Source organism: Enterobacter cloacae complex sp. P29RS (genome assembly GCF_014893445.1).
Lineage (GTDB): Bacteria > Pseudomonadota > Gammaproteobacteria > Enterobacterales > Enterobacteriaceae > Enterobacter > Enterobacter intestinihominis.
In genome coordinates this window covers 105,707-118,918 of record NZ_JADBPZ010000004.1, presented here as the reverse complement: position 1 = coordinate 118,918, position 13,212 = coordinate 105,707, and the positions used below count along the sequence as shown (strand labels likewise).

Annotated in this window: 14 protein-coding genes; 11 read left to right on the top strand and 3 right to left on the bottom strand. The window is 53.7% G+C overall.

The window, feature by feature from the left end; all coding sequences use genetic code 11:
• Window positions 1-6: 6 nt before the first annotated feature.
• The 3 genes from astE (at window position 7) to ves (ending at window position 2,528) form a co-directional block, all read left to right on the top strand.
• A complete protein-coding gene (gene astE / locus IM282_RS04580) occupies window positions 7-972 on the top strand; it encodes a succinylglutamate desuccinylase (protein WP_038415886.1) in 966 nt (321 codons plus the stop codon).
• A gap of 337 nt (window positions 973-1,309) precedes the next feature.
• Complete coding sequence (spy, locus tag IM282_RS04575; protein ID WP_022647814.1) at window positions 1,310-1,804, top strand: ATP-independent periplasmic protein-refolding chaperone Spy; 495 nt, start codon at window positions 1,310-1,312, stop codon at window positions 1,802-1,804.
• A gap of 166 nt (window positions 1,805-1,970) precedes the next feature.
• Complete coding sequence (ves, locus tag IM282_RS04570; protein ID WP_022647815.1) at window positions 1,971-2,528, top strand: environmental stress-induced protein Ves; 558 nt, start codon at window positions 1,971-1,973, stop codon at window positions 2,526-2,528.
• Here ves and cho read toward each other — a convergent pair.
• Together cho and nadE are read right to left on the bottom strand one after the other, a co-directional pair.
• Window positions 2,506-3,384 (bottom strand): excinuclease Cho, encoded by an 879-nt coding sequence (gene cho / locus IM282_RS04565; RefSeq protein ID WP_032624399.1) that lies wholly within the window; start codon window positions 3,382-3,384, stop codon window positions 2,506-2,508. The two genes, ves and cho, sit on opposite strands and share 23 nt — an antisense overlap.
• Window positions 3,385-3,499: 115 nt before the next feature.
• Window positions 3,500-4,327, bottom strand: coding sequence for an ammonia-dependent NAD(+) synthetase (nadE, locus tag IM282_RS04560; RefSeq protein WP_192970185.1), 828 nt, complete (start codon window positions 4,325-4,327; stop codon window positions 3,500-3,502).
• Between the two features lie 231 nt (window positions 4,328-4,558).
• Between nadE and osmE the strand changes: the two genes are divergently transcribed.
• The 7 genes from osmE (at window position 4,559) to chbG (ending at window position 10,409) form a co-directional block, all read left to right on the top strand.
• Window positions 4,559-4,903, top strand: coding sequence for an osmotically-inducible lipoprotein OsmE (gene osmE, locus IM282_RS04555; protein ID WP_022647818.1), 345 nt, complete (start codon window positions 4,559-4,561; stop codon window positions 4,901-4,903).
• A 275-nt stretch (window positions 4,904-5,178) separates the two neighbouring features.
• A complete protein-coding gene (gene chbB / locus IM282_RS04550; RefSeq protein ID WP_225303350.1) occupies window positions 5,179-5,502 on the top strand; it encodes a PTS N,N'-diacetylchitobiose transporter subunit IIB in 324 nt (107 codons plus the stop codon).
• An 80-nt stretch (window positions 5,503-5,582) separates the two neighbouring features.
• On the top strand, window positions 5,583-6,941 hold the full coding sequence (gene chbC / locus IM282_RS04545) for a PTS N,N'-diacetylchitobiose transporter subunit IIC (RefSeq protein WP_017384664.1): 1,359 nt from the start codon (window positions 5,583-5,585) through the stop codon (window positions 6,939-6,941).
• A gap of 47 nt (window positions 6,942-6,988) precedes the next feature.
• Window positions 6,989-7,336, top strand: a complete 348-nt coding sequence (gene chbA / locus IM282_RS04540; protein WP_022647820.1) for a PTS N,N'-diacetylchitobiose transporter subunit IIA — start codon at window positions 6,989-6,991, stop codon at window positions 7,334-7,336.
• Window positions 7,337-7,338: 2 nt separating this feature from the next.
• A complete protein-coding gene (chbR, locus tag IM282_RS04535) occupies window positions 7,339-8,184 on the top strand; it encodes a transcriptional regulator ChbR (RefSeq protein ID WP_255248587.1) in 846 nt (281 codons plus the stop codon).
• Between the two features lie 108 nt (window positions 8,185-8,292).
• On the top strand, window positions 8,293-9,648 hold the full coding sequence (locus IM282_RS04530; RefSeq protein ID WP_154051172.1) for a 6-phospho-beta-glucosidase: 1,356 nt from the start codon (window positions 8,293-8,295) through the stop codon (window positions 9,646-9,648).
• 11 nt (window positions 9,649-9,659) lie between these two features.
• On the top strand, window positions 9,660-10,409 hold the full coding sequence (chbG, locus tag IM282_RS04525; RefSeq protein WP_045307974.1) for a chitin disaccharide deacetylase: 750 nt from the start codon (window positions 9,660-9,662) through the stop codon (window positions 10,407-10,409).
• Between the two features lie 92 nt (window positions 10,410-10,501).
• On the opposite strand, the gene katE is transcribed toward chbG, so the two are convergent.
• Entirely contained in the window at window positions 10,502-12,751 is a 2,250-nt protein-coding gene (gene katE / locus IM282_RS04520) for a catalase HPII (RefSeq protein WP_192970184.1), read from the bottom strand.
• 201 nt (window positions 12,752-12,952) lie between these two features.
• Between katE and cedA the strand changes: the two genes are divergently transcribed.
• Window positions 12,953-13,192, top strand: coding sequence for a cell division activator CedA (cedA, locus tag IM282_RS04515; protein WP_022647825.1), 240 nt, complete (start codon window positions 12,953-12,955; stop codon window positions 13,190-13,192).
• Window positions 13,193-13,212 lie beyond the last annotated feature (20 nt).

Below are 13,212 nucleotides of genomic sequence, written 5' to 3'. Positions count from 1 at the left end.
GACGATATGGAAAACTTTCTGGCGCTGACGCTGGCTGAAGAGACACCGGAGCGGCACGAGGGGGAAGGCCCCTCGTTCCACTGGCGATGGCTGGGGCCGGGCGTGCTTGAACTGACGCCGACGGGGCAATATAACCTGTCGCTGCTGCTTTCTACCGGCATTCACGGGAATGAAACCGCGCCTGTGGAGATTGTCGATCTGTTGCTGCGCGCGCTGTATCGCGCAGAGATCACGCTGCACTGCCGTCTGCTGGTGGTACTGGGAAATCCGCCTGCGCTGGCGCAAAACAAACGGTATCTCGTGAGCGACATCAACCGAATGTTTGGTGGCCGCTGGGCGCAATTTCCACAGAGTGATGAAACGACACGTGCGCAATGGCTGGAGAAGGTGGTCACGGCGTTTTTTGCCGGGGCGGGGGAAACGCGCTGGCACCTCGATCTGCATACCGCCATCCGCGCCTCGTACCACGTACGTTTTGGCGTGTTACCGCAGCGCCATCAGCCGTGGGATGAGGCGTTTCTGACCTGGCTTGGCGACGCGGGACTGGAAGCGCTGGTTTTCCACCAGACGCCGGGCGGCACGTTTACCCACTTCACCTGCGAGAATTTCGGCGCGCTGTCCTGCACGCTGGAGCTGGGAAAAGCGCTGCCGTTCGGGCAAAACGACCTGACGCGTTTTGCCCCTACGCATCAGGCGCTTCGGGCGTTGCTCGCAGGGGTTGCGCCGGAACCCACCCGGGAACCCGTCGTGCGCTATCGGGTCGTACAGCAGATCACGCGTCAAAGCGAAGCTTTCCAGCTTCATATGGCTCCCCATACGCTGAACTTCACGCCGTTTCGCCAGGGCGTCCTGCTGGCGGAAGATGGTGAGACGCGCTATGCGGTACAGAACCCCACGGAATATGTTTTATTTCCTAACCCGTCAGTCGCGTTTGGTTTACGAGCCGGGTTGATGCTGGAAAAAATGCCCTGATCGTCTCCCCTCGCGCAGACCGGAGGGGAAACAAAGAATTAATTTCTTAACGTTAAAAGCGCTCTGGTAGTGTTTGCGGAATATTCCTGGAGAATTGCTTTATTATTAAACGGTACTTCGCTATACTCCTCCATAATCTCTTTAAAATCATCCTGTTGAATATTTTTGTTTCATCTCTCCACGCTTTTTCCTTAATTTCTCCATAATTGGCGAAAACGTGTTTTTTATACTTTCATTGTTTTACCGTTGCTCTGACTAATTGACGATAAACCCCGTAAAGTTAATCTCGTCAACACGGCATAGCGCCGAAGAATAACTGAAAGTAAGGAAAGACATTATGCGTAAATTAACTGCACTGTTTGTTGCCTCTACCCTGGCTCTGGGCGCTACCAGCATGGCGTTCGCCGCCGATACCGCGACCACTACCGCCGCGCCGGCAGAAGGCAAAATGATGATGCATCATAAAGGCAAGCCGGGTATGCATCATGAGATGATGATGTTTAAAGATCTGAACCTGACCGATGCGCAGAAGCAGCAGATCCGCGACATCAGGAAAAGTCAGCGTGACCAGATGAAACGTCCTCCGCTGGAAGAGCGCCGCGCGATGCATGACATCATTGCCAGCGACAGCTTCGACAAAGCAAAAGCAGAAGCGCAGATCGACAAAATGGCCGAGCAGCATAAAGCGCGTATGCTGGCCCACATGGAAACCCAGAACAAGATTTACAACATTCTGACGCCGGAACAGAAAAAGCAATTTAATGCCAATTTTGAGAAGCGTCTGACAGAACGTGCAGCGCCGGAAGGTAAAATGCCTGCACCAGCCGAATAATCGGTTCACTCTCTTAAGACCGCCGGGCTCCTGTCTACACAAGCGAAAACGCTGTGGACAGGACCGGCGGTTTTTCTTTTGCCCCATGCCTAAGGTCTGGCCTTACCGTTGCCGATAATACGTCTGTGAAATGCCCTGGCGCACGGTGCGTCCTTCAGGAGTGGTCATGGAATTCTTTGATATCCGTAAAATACCCGTCAGTCTCTGGCGTAACGGCGCGGGCGAGACGCGTGAGATTTGCTGTTTCCCTCCCGCGACGCGGGATTTTTCCTGGCGGGCCAGCATCGCCTCCATCGCCAGTAACGGCGAATTCTCCGCGTTTCCGGGCGTTGACCGGGTGATTACGCTGCTGGAAGGCGGCGAGGTGACGCTGGATGCGGGGAGGGCGTTTTGCCATACCCTGAAACACCATCAGCCTTACGGCTTTGCGGGCGATTTGACGGTGAAAGCCGTGCTCACGGAGGGGCAGATGTCGATGGATTTCAATGTCATGACCCGACGGGAGCACTGCCAGGCAAAGGTGCGAGTTGCTACCCGAACGTTCACTACCTTCGCATCACGCGGTGGCGTGGCGTTCGTATTAAGCGGCGCCTGGCAACTGGGCGATAAATTACTGACCGCCGATCAGGGCGCCAGCTGGCAAGAGGGCAGCCATACCCTCCGTCTACTGGAAACGAAGGGGTCGCTGCTGTTCAGTGAAATTACCTGGCTGCCGGGTCATTGAGCATGACTATCTCATATTTACCGGTTAACAGCGGCTTACAGAGAATTTTGTAGCCATCCTGATCGAACCCGGCAGGTGTGCGCAGCAGGGCGGCAGCGTCATCCAGACTTTCAACCGCGCCAAGCCAGAGCCAGTTGCGGATGACGTGATAGTGCGTCATCGCATCGCGGGTCTCTTTCAACGCCACCGCGCCTTCCCACGGCCAGCAGTTGACGCTGATTGAGGCCAGGCCAGCCATAAACCGGGCATGATGTTCTTCAACGCTCTCTTTTCCACAGCACGCCCCGGCGCAGCGTTTCAACGCGGAGCGGAAACAGGCGCGACCGCGGGTAGTCGCTTCCAGTCCTAACAGGCCGTAACAAAGCTGTAATTCATCAGCAAGGGATTGCAGAGTTTGCAGTGCGGCACGTTTGTTGGCAAACAGACCGTAAAGATTCGGTTCATGCGAAAAATCCACTTCCCGGGCATAAACGACCTGCGGTTTTCCCGCGTTAACCTGCAAGGAACACAGCTGGCGGTTGCGGCGCAGGCGTTTGTTAAACAGCGGCTGTTGTTCCTTGATGAGCCGGGCTTCGAGCAGAAGCGCGCCCAGTTCACCTGCCGTCTCGATCCAGGTGATCCGCCGGGACTGTCTGAGCATCGACGCTTCGTCCGGCGTACGCAGGTGCGACATCACCCGACTGCGGATATTTACGCTTTTGCCGATATAGAGCGGCATGGTGTCGCTGTCGCCGTGGAAGAAATAGACGCCAGGCTGTTTAGGCAGCGCCTCAAGCCAGGGGCGAAGATGCTCGGGATATTCGTAGATAGCCGCCGCTTCAAACTCAAGACGCGGGGCGGATTGACGCCTGCTCACATACTGCTCCATATACTGTTCAGGCATACAGTGTAGCAGGTGTTTGGTGGTTAAAAAAGAGCCGGGTGGCGGTTACGCCTTACCCGGCCTGCAAAACTGAGTTACCGTTTTGCTTTTACTTTTTCCAGAAATCATCAAACACCGTAATGGGTGGACGGCGTTTGTGCTCGGTTTTCAGATACCAGCCTTCAATAATTTTTGCGGTACCTTCGTCGAGCGTTTTGCCTTCCAGATAATCATCGATGTTGTCATAGGTCACACCCAGCGCGGCTTCATCCGGCAGGGAAGGGCGATCGTCTTCCAGGTCTGCCGTTGGCGCCTTCTTATACAGGTGCTCCGGGCAGCCCAGCGCCGCCAGCAGTTGCTTACCCTGACGCTTGTTCAGGCGGAAGAGGGGGTTGATGTCCGTGCCGCCATCGCCGTATTTGGTGAAGAAACCGGTGATGGCTTCCGCGGCGTGGTCGGTGCCGACGACGACCCCTTTGGTCATCCCTGCGATACTGTATTGCGCTTTCATGCGCTCACGGGCTTTCTCGTTGCCACGAACAAAATCGCTCAGTTCAATGCCAGCTTCACGCAAGGCCTGCTCGCTTGCCAGTACCGAACCTTTGATGTTTACGGTAAGAACACGGTCCGGCTGAATAAAGGCGATCGCATCCTGACAGTCCTGCTCGTCGGCCTGCACGCCATACGGCAGACGTACGGCAATAAATTGCAGTGCGGTGTCACCGGTCTCGTCACGCAGCTCGGTGATGGCCATCTGGCTTAGTTTACCGGCCAGAGTGGAGTCCTGACCGCCGCTGATACCCAGTACCAGCGTCTTCAGGAAAGGGTGTGCGGACAGGTAAGCTTTCAAAAAATCAATGCTACGACGGATCTCTTCTTTGGCATTAATCGCAGGTTTCGCGCCCAGCGCCTGAATAATTTCTTGTTGCAGAGCCATTACGCCCTCCCTATGCAGAACCAAACAGAAAGTGTGATCTGTTAAAACTAACCCTTTGTCGGGGAAACGACAAGGATCACAGTTTTGAGTGTACTGTTTTACAGCGATTTAGCAGCTTATCGTTGTTTTATTAGAATTTTCCGAAATTCGTCTGGCGTAACTCGCAAAGTTGAACAATAGTAATTTTTATCCCATGCTTAGTTAACACGCTGATAAACAAGAGGACGGAATATGAACAAGAACGTAGCAGGAATTTTAAGCGCAGCGGCGGTACTGACTATGCTGGCTGGGTGTACAGCTTACGATCGCACCACAGATCAGTTCACACAGCCAGTGGTAAAAGACGTCAAAAAAGGCATGACGCGTTCCCAGGTTGCAGCCATTGCCGGTAAACCTTCTTCAGAAGTCACTATGATCCACGCGCGTGGCACCTGCCAGACCTATATTCTGGGTCAACGTAATGGTAAGGCAGAAACCTACTTTGTCGCCCTGGATGATACCGGTCACGTGATCAATTCGGGTTACCAGACCTGCGCTGAATACGACACCGATCCACAGGCACCTAAGGCGCAGTAACCGCGCTTGCCTGAAAGTGTTAACAAACCGGCCTGATGGCCGGTTTTTTTATGCATACGTAAATCTTATTTCTTAGCGCGAAATATTTGCCTGAAATGTGAAGGTAGTCAACAAGCCAGGTCAATGAGAGACAATTTGAGTCTATCCAGAATTATCCCCTCCCTGTACCATTGCGTATACTCACTTCAACGACAAACAATGTTCAGCACACTGCCCGTCAGCCAGGATAGCGAGTCGAGTGATAGCGCGACGGCGGTCAGACCAATAAGAGGGAAATTATCATGGAAAAGAAACATATCTACTTGTTCTGCTCTGCGGGCATGTCCACTTCGCTGCTGGTTTCAAAAATGCGTGCGCAGGCCGAAAAATATGAAGTCCCTGTGGTGATTGAGGCGTTTCCGGAAACGCTGGCGGGCGAAAAGGGTCAGACAGCAGATGTAATTTTACTCGGGCCGCAAATCGCTTATATGCTGCCAGAAATTCAACGTTTGCTCCCTAATAAGCCGGTCGAAGTGATCGATTCCGTTTTATACGGCAAGATCGATGGTTTAGGTGTATTAAAAGCTGCTGTTGCGGCGATTAAAAAAGCTGCTAATTAATTTTTTATTTTTCCCGTCAAAGAGTTATTTCACACACAATACGCCGTAACGGTCGTTGCGGCATTTAAGGGTATTTTCCTATGAGTAAAGTCATCGCTTCACTTGAAAAGGTACTCCTTCCTTTTGCTGTTAAAATAGGAAAGCAGCCTCACGTTAATGCCATTAAGAACGGCTTTATTAAATTAATGCCGTTGACATTAGCCGGGGCAATGTTCGTTTTAATTAACAACGTTTTTCTCAGCTTTGGAGAAGGTTCCTTTTTTTATTCATTAGGAATTAGGTTAGATGCTTCCACTATTGAAACCCTTAATGGTTTAAAAGCCATTGGCGGCAACGTATACAACGGTACGTTGGGTATTATGTCGCTAATGGCACCTTTCTTTATCGGAATGGCGCTGGCGGAAGAGCGTAAAGTGGATCCGCTGGCGGCGGGCTTACTGTCCATTGCCGCGTTTATGACCGTCACGCCGTACAGTGTGGGCGACGCTTACGCCGTGGGCGCCAACTGGCTGGGTGGGGCAAACATCATTTCCGGTATTATTATCGGACTGGTGGTGGCCGAAATGTTCACCTTTATTATTCGCCGCAACTGGGTTATTCGCTTGCCGGATAGCGTTCCGGCCTCCGTTTCTCGTTCATTTTCCGCGTTGATACCGGGCTTCATTATCCTCTCCATCATGGGGATTATTGCCTGGGCGCTCTCTCACTGGGGGACTAACTTCCACCAGATCATTATGGACTCTATCTCAACGCCGCTGGCGTCGATGGGTAGCGTGGTCGGTTGGGCGTATGTCATCTTTACCTCCCTGCTGTGGTTCTTCGGCGTGCATGGTTCACTGGCACTGGCGGCGCTGGACAGCGGTATTATGACCCCGTGGGCACTGGAAAACGTCGCGCTTTACCAGCAGTACGGCTCCGTCGATGCGGCGCTGGCGGCCGGTAAAACCTTCCATGTGTGGGCGAAGCCGATGCTTGACTCCTATATCTTCCTGGGCGGTACCGGGGCGACGCTGGGTCTGATCATCGCGGTCTTTATTGTCTCTCGCCGCGCCGACCATCGTCAGGTTGCGAAGCTGGCCCTGCCGTCAGGCATCTTCCAGATTAACGAGCCGATCCTGTTTGGTCTGCCAATTATCATGAACCCGGTGATGTTCATTCCATTCATCCTGGTTCAGCCACTGCTGGCCGCGATTACGCTGACGGCGTATTACCTGGGCATTATCCCGCCGGTGACCAACATTGCGCCGTGGACGATGCCAGCTGGTCTGGGCGCGTTCTTCAACACCAACGGTAGCGTGGCCGCCTTCCTGCTGGCGATATTCAACCTCGGGATTGCAACCCTGCTCTACATGCCGTTCGTGGCGATTGCGAACAAGGCTGCAACGGTTATCGATGAAGAAGAGAGCGAAGAGGATATCGCCCTCGCACTGAAATTCTAAAATTGCACGGCGCGGGGCAACCCGCGCCAGCGTAAAGGAGCTTAAAGATGTTAGATTTAGAGAGTATCGTTGCCGAAGAAACCGCAGTGAACGATCTGGAAGAGGTGGTGATGGGGCTCATCATCAATTCCGGGCAGGCGCGAAGCCTGGCGTATGCGGCGCTTAAGCAGGCTAAGCAGGGCGATTTTGTTGCCGCGAAAACCATGATGGAGCAGTCCCGTACGGCGTTAAACGAAGCGCATCTGGTGCAGACGAAACTCATCGAAAGCGACCAGGGCGAAGGGAAGATGAAAGTGAGTCTGGTGCTGGTACATGCGCAGGATCACCTGATGACCTCCATGCTGGCGCGCGAGATGGTAGCGGAGCTCATCGAGCTTCACGAGAAGATGCAGTAAGTCTGAACAGGCACCAGGAGGTCAGCACGATGGAAATCAAAACCGCACATGAGCAGCAGCTGTTTAATGGCAAGAATTTTCACGTGGTGATTTACAACAAAACGGAGAGCGCCAGCGGTCTGCACCAGCATGACTACTACGAGTTCACGATTGTTCTGACCGGCCGCTACTATCAGGAGATTAACGGTAAGCGCGTCCTGCTAGAGCGTGGCGATTTCGTCTTCCTGCCGATGGGGTCCTATCACCAGAGCTTTTATGAGTTTGGTGCGACGCGCATTCTTAACGTAGGGGTGAGCAGGCGTTTCTTCGAGAAGCACTATCTGCCGCTGGTTCCGTTCTGCTTTGTGGCGTCACAGGTGTACCGCGTTAAAAATGAGTTTATGACCTGGATTGAAACGGTTATCGCCTCGCTGAATTTCCGCGACAATGAATTTGATGAATTTATTGAAACCGTGACGTTCTACGTCATGAACCGTCTTCGCCATCACCGTGAAGAACAGCAGGTGGTGGATGATATTCCTCAGTGGCTGCGCAGTACCGTGGAGCTGATGCACGACAAAGGACAGTTCAGCGATAACGCCCTGGAAAACATGGTGGCGCTGTCGGGTAAATCGCAGGAATATTTAACGCGTGCCACGCAGCGCTATTACCGTAAAACGCCTGTTCAAATTATTAATGAAATCCGCATCAATTTTGCCAAAAAACAGCTGGAAATTACTAACTACTCTGTTACCGATATCGCTTACGAATCGGGTTACAGCAGCCCCAGCCTGTTTATTAAAACCTTTAAGAAAATGACTTCATTCACACCGAACAGTTACCGCAAAAATTTAACGGTAATTAATTAACTTTCGGCGGTTTATCCGCAGGAATATTGACGTAATGGCTTGCCCAAATAGCGGGAAGAGTACGCTATACCTTGCAGGCGATTACCCTGATAAGCTAAGGGAGAGTTTATGCAAAAGAAATTAAAAGTCGTAACCATTGGTGGCGGCAGCAGCTATACCCCGGAATTACTTGAAGGTTTCCTGAAACGTTATCATGAATTACCGGTCAGCGAATTATGGCTGGTGGATGTTGAAGAAGGTCAGGAGAAGCTAAATATTATTTTTGAACTGTGCAAACGCATGGTTGAAAAAGCAGGCGTGCCTTTAACCGTGCATAAAACGCTGGATCGCCGCCTGGCGCTGAAAGATGCTGACTTCGTGACCACCCAGCTGCGCGTCGGCCAGCTGAAGGCGCGTGAGCTGGACGAGCGTATTCCGCTGAGCCACGGTTATCTGGGCCAGGAAACCAACGGGGCAGGTGGCCTGTTTAAAGGTCTGCGTACGATTCCGGTCATTTTTGACATCATTAAAGACGTGGAGGAGATCTGCCCGAACGCGTGGGTGATTAACTTTACCAACCCGGCCGGGATGGTCACCGAGGCAGTCTATCGTCACACCGGTTTCAAACGCTTTCTCGGCGTCTGCAATATTCCGATCGGCATGAAGATGTTCATCCGCGATGTGCTGGCGCTAACCGATAACGATGAATTGTCCATTGACCTGTTCGGCCTGAACCACATGGTCTTTATCAAAGATGTGATTGTGAACGGGCAATCGCGCTTTGCGGAGCTGCTTGATGGCGTTGCCTCTGGTCGCCTGACCGCGGCCTCGGTGAAAAACATCTTCGATCTGCCGTTCAGCGAAGGGCTGATCCGCTCCCTGAATCTGCTGCCGTGCTCGTATCTGCTTTACTACTTCAAACAGAAAGAGATGCTGGCGATTGAAATGGGCGAATACTACAAAGGTGGCGCACGCGCTCAGGTTGTACAGAAAGTAGAGAAGCAGCTTTTTGATTTGTATAAAGATCCGAACCTGAACGTCAAACCGAAAGAGCTTGAGCAGCGCGGTGGGGCATACTATTCAGATGCCGCGTGTGAAGTGATCAACGCCATTTACAATGACAAGCAGGCCGAGCACTATGTGAACGTTCCGCATCATGGGCACATCGACAATATCCCGGCAGACTGGGCCGTGGAGATGACCTGCATCCTTGGGCGCGAGGGTGCAAAACCGCATCCCCGCATTACCCACTTCGACGATAAGGTGATGGGCCTGATTCATACCATCAAAGGCTTTGAAGTGGCGGCGAGCAATGCGGCCCTGAGCGGCGAGCTGAATGACGTGCTGCTGGCGCTGAACCTGAGCCCGCTGGTGCATTCTGACCGTGACGCTGAAAAACTCGCGAGTGAGATGATCCTGGCGCATGAGAAATGGCTGCCAAACTTTGCTGCAACGGTTGAGAAACTGAAACTCACACACCGTTAAGAGGAGGCGCGATGGAAAACCTGCTGATCGTCAATGCCGATGATTTCGGCCTGTCAAAAGGGCAGAACTACGGCATTATCGAAGCCTGTCGCCGGGGCGTCGTGACCTCTACAACAGCGCTCATCAACGGTGAGGCGGTGGAACATGCGGCGCAGCTAAGCCGTGAGCTGCCCGAACTGGGCGTGGGCATGCACTTTGTGCTGACGCTTGGGTTGCCCCTTTCACCGATGCCGGGGCTGACGCGCGACGGGCAACTGGGTAAATGGATTTGGGAAATGGCGGAGCAGGACGCTTTGCCACTTGATGAGATTGCCCGCGAGCTGGACTGCCAGTTTAACCGCTTTGTGGATGTGTTTGGCCGCGAGCCCACCCATATCGACAGTCATCATCATGTGCATATGATCCCGGCGATTTTCCCGCTTGTGGCAGAATTTGCCCAACGTAAAGGCGTGGCGATGCGCGTGGATCGGGAGGTGCGCGGACTGCCGGACGTTGCGGTGACGTCAACGGAGGGGTTCAGCAGCGCATTTTATGGCGACGATATCGACGAAGCGCTGTTCCTGAAGGTGCTGGATGCCTCCGCCGCAAAAGGGGAGCGCTCGCTTGAGGTAATGGCGCATCCGGCGTTTGTCGATAACATCGTACGTAAGAGCGCCTACTGCTGGCCGCGTCTGGCGGAACTGGACGTGCTAACGTCGGCGTCGTTGAAGTATGCGATTGCCGAGCGTGGGTATCGTCTGGGGACGTTCAGGGATTTGTGAGCAAAATAAAGCCCGGGGACGGCTTCGCCTTACCGGGCCTACAACATCAGTCGAAATATAGGCCGGGTAAGCGTAGCGCCACCCGGTTTTTTTTACGCCGGTATCTGGTCAATCTTGCTGCTGCGCGACCACACGCGGTGCGCGGCGAGCAGGTCAAACAGCCGGGTCATAAACGCATCGTCAATGTTATCACCTTCGACAATGCCTTCTTCCCCTTGATCCGGTACCTTCAGCAGCGATTTAAACTTCCGCGCATCGCCTGCGAGGGCGATTGGCTTCAGGTGCTTATAGGCTTCCAGCAGATAATAGGCGGCATCACCGTTACCGAGCAAACTCTCAACGTCGCCGCACGGCATAATCACCGCATCAACCGTCAGGGACGGTGCCCCGGCGAAGGTCGCAGCAATCGGCAGGACGGAGCCATCATCGGCCGTCACTTCACCCATGCGTGAGTAAAGCAGTTTGGCATGTACGCCCTGAGTCTTGAGCGCCCTCATGATCCCCAGCACGTCGCTGGCGCGCGGTTTATCGTTCAGCAGGATAGCCACTACGCGGCCTTTGATCGTCCCGCCAGGTACCGCGTACAGGCTCAGGGACGGATCCTTCTTAAGCCCGTTCACGTCTTTAGGCGGTGCAGCATGGCATTGCTCGTCAGTCAGCGTAATGCCGAGATTATTCGCCACGCCCTGAGCAAGCTGGATATCAATATGCGCCAGATGGTCGACCACGCGCTCGCGAATGTAGGTACGCACCACTTTGCTCAGCTCGAAGCTGAAGCCGCCGATAATGTGCTGCTGTTCGATCGGGGTCTGGCTGTTCCAGAACAGGCGAGGCTGAGCGTAATATTCGCCGAATGACGGGCTGCGCTCGCGAATTTTTGTTCCGTCCACGCGCTCCTGATACGACTCGAATCCGCCACGTTTTGGCCCCGGCGGGGTTTCACGCGGCCAGTTATCGTTAATGGAGTTCGGCTCGTAGTTCGCCGGGTTGGTATCGATATCCTGGCGATGCATCCCGTCACGCTGGAAGTTATGGTACGGACAGGTCGGACGGTTGATTGGGAGCTCATGGAAGTTAGGTCCACCAAGACGGCTGATCTGCGTATCGGTGTAAGAGAACAGACGACCCTGCAGCAGCGGATCGTTGGTGAAGTCCAGCCCCGGCACAATATGGCCCGGGTGGAACGCTGCCTGTTCATTTTCCGCGAAGAAGTTATCCGGGTTGCGGTTAAGCACCATTTTACCCACCAGCTGAACCGGCACCAACTCTTCAGGAATAAGCTTGGTCGGGTCGAGCAGGTCGAAGTCGAATTTGAACTCGTCTTCTTCCGGGATCAGCTGTAACCCCAGCTCGTATTCCGGGAAATCACCGGCTTCAATGGATTCCCACAGTTCGCGACGGTGGAAGTCCGGATCGCGTCCGGTCAGCTTCTGCGCTTCATCCCACACCAGGGACGCTTTCCCCGCGACCGGTTTCCAGTGGAAACGCACAAACGTCGCTTTACCTTCAGCATTAATCAGACGGAAGGTATGAATACCAAAGCCTTCCATAGTGCGATAGCTGCGTGGGATCCCCCGGTCAGACATCGCCCACATCACGTTGTGAAGGGTTTCCGGTTGCAGGGAGACGTAGTCCCAGAATGTGTCATGCGCACTTTGTCCCTGCGGTATGGCCCAGTGTGGTTCTGGTTTTACCGCATGGACAAAGTCAGGGAACTTATGCGCGTCCTGTATGAAGAAAACCGGGGTGTTATTCCCGACGAGGTCGAAAATGCCCTCTTCGGTATAGAATTTGGTGGCGAAGCCGCGGATATCACGCACCGTGTCGGCCGAACCCGCGCCGCCCTGTACGGTAGAGAAACGCACAAACACCGGTGTGATTTTGTTCGGATCGGAAAGGAAATCTGCTTTGGTGAGCTCCTTCAGGCTCTTGTACGGCTGGAAATAACCGTGCGCCGCGGAGCCGCGAGCGTGGACGATACGCTCAGGGATACGCTCATGGTCGAAATGGGTGATTTTTTCGCGCAGGATGAAATCTTCCAGCAGCGTCGGGCCGCGCGTTCCGGCGCGCAGGGAGTTCTGATCATCGGCAATGCGAACGCCCTGGTTCGTGGTCAGCGCATGGCCTTCACCGCCCTTGCGGTGAGGATCGAGCGATTTCAGCTTTTCGTTTTCCGTTTCCGGGGCTTTCATGCTGCCCGGGGCGGTAGGCTGTTCACCCGGTGCGGAAGGACCCGGTGATGGTTTGTGTGAGCCGTCGGCTGGGGCAAGTGAGTCCATTCCCGGTTGAGATTCTTCAGTCCCATGAATGGGTGACTGATGTGGTTTATCATTGTTCGACATTGCACGCTTCTCCTTTGTTCATTCCTAAAAACCCTATTAAGGATAGAACAATGTTAAGAATTAGCAGGCGAACTAAGCGTTTTCAGATATTGATTAGCGAAAGGAGCCATCTCCGATACGTCAGGCGCGACGGGCGGGGGGAGAATCGGCTATGATAGAAATTTCCTGCTTTAAGAATTTGCTTTAGTGAACCCGTCGCTTATGAAACCTCTTCGTCAACAAAACCGCCAGGTTATTAGCTATGTACCCCGCGTTGAGCCCGCGCCGCCAGACCATGCCCTGAAGGTGGATGGTTTTCGCGATGTCTGGATGCTGCGGGGTAAATACGTTGCCTTCGTGCTGATTGGCGAGCACTTCCGTCGCTCCCCTGCGTTTACGGTGCCGGAATCGGCGCAGCGATGGGCAATGCAGACCCGCCAGGATGAAGAGGTTGAAGAATAACAGCCATAAAAAAACCGCCC

Bases quoted from the DNA above. Each gene is read 5' to 3' on its own strand.
- astE (WP_038415886.1), top strand. From the start codon at position 7: ATGGAAAACTTTCTGGCGCTGACGCTGGCTGAAGAGACACCGGAGCGG.
- spy (WP_022647814.1), top strand. From the start codon at position 1,310: ATGCGTAAATTAACTGCACTGTTTGTTGCCTCTACCCTGGCTCTGGGC.
- ves (WP_022647815.1), top strand. From the start codon at position 1,971: ATGGAATTCTTTGATATCCGTAAAATACCCGTCAGTCTCTGGCGTAAC.
- nadE (WP_192970185.1), bottom strand. From the start codon at position 4,327: ATGGCTCTGCAACAAGAAATTATTCAGGCGCTGGGCGCGAAACCTGCG.
- osmE (WP_022647818.1), top strand. From the start codon at position 4,559: ATGAACAAGAACGTAGCAGGAATTTTAAGCGCAGCGGCGGTACTGACT.
- chbC (WP_017384664.1), top strand. From the start codon at position 5,583: ATGAGTAAAGTCATCGCTTCACTTGAAAAGGTACTCCTTCCTTTTGCT.
- chbA (WP_022647820.1), top strand. From the start codon at position 6,989: ATGTTAGATTTAGAGAGTATCGTTGCCGAAGAAACCGCAGTGAACGAT.
- IM282_RS04530 (WP_154051172.1), top strand. From the start codon at position 8,293: ATGCAAAAGAAATTAAAAGTCGTAACCATTGGTGGCGGCAGCAGCTAT.
- chbG (WP_045307974.1), top strand. From the start codon at position 9,660: ATGGAAAACCTGCTGATCGTCAATGCCGATGATTTCGGCCTGTCAAAA.
- katE (WP_192970184.1), bottom strand. From the start codon at position 12,751: ATGTCGAACAATGATAAACCACATCAGTCACCCATTCATGGGACTGAA.
- cedA (WP_022647825.1), top strand. From the start codon at position 12,953: ATGAAACCTCTTCGTCAACAAAACCGCCAGGTTATTAGCTATGTACCC.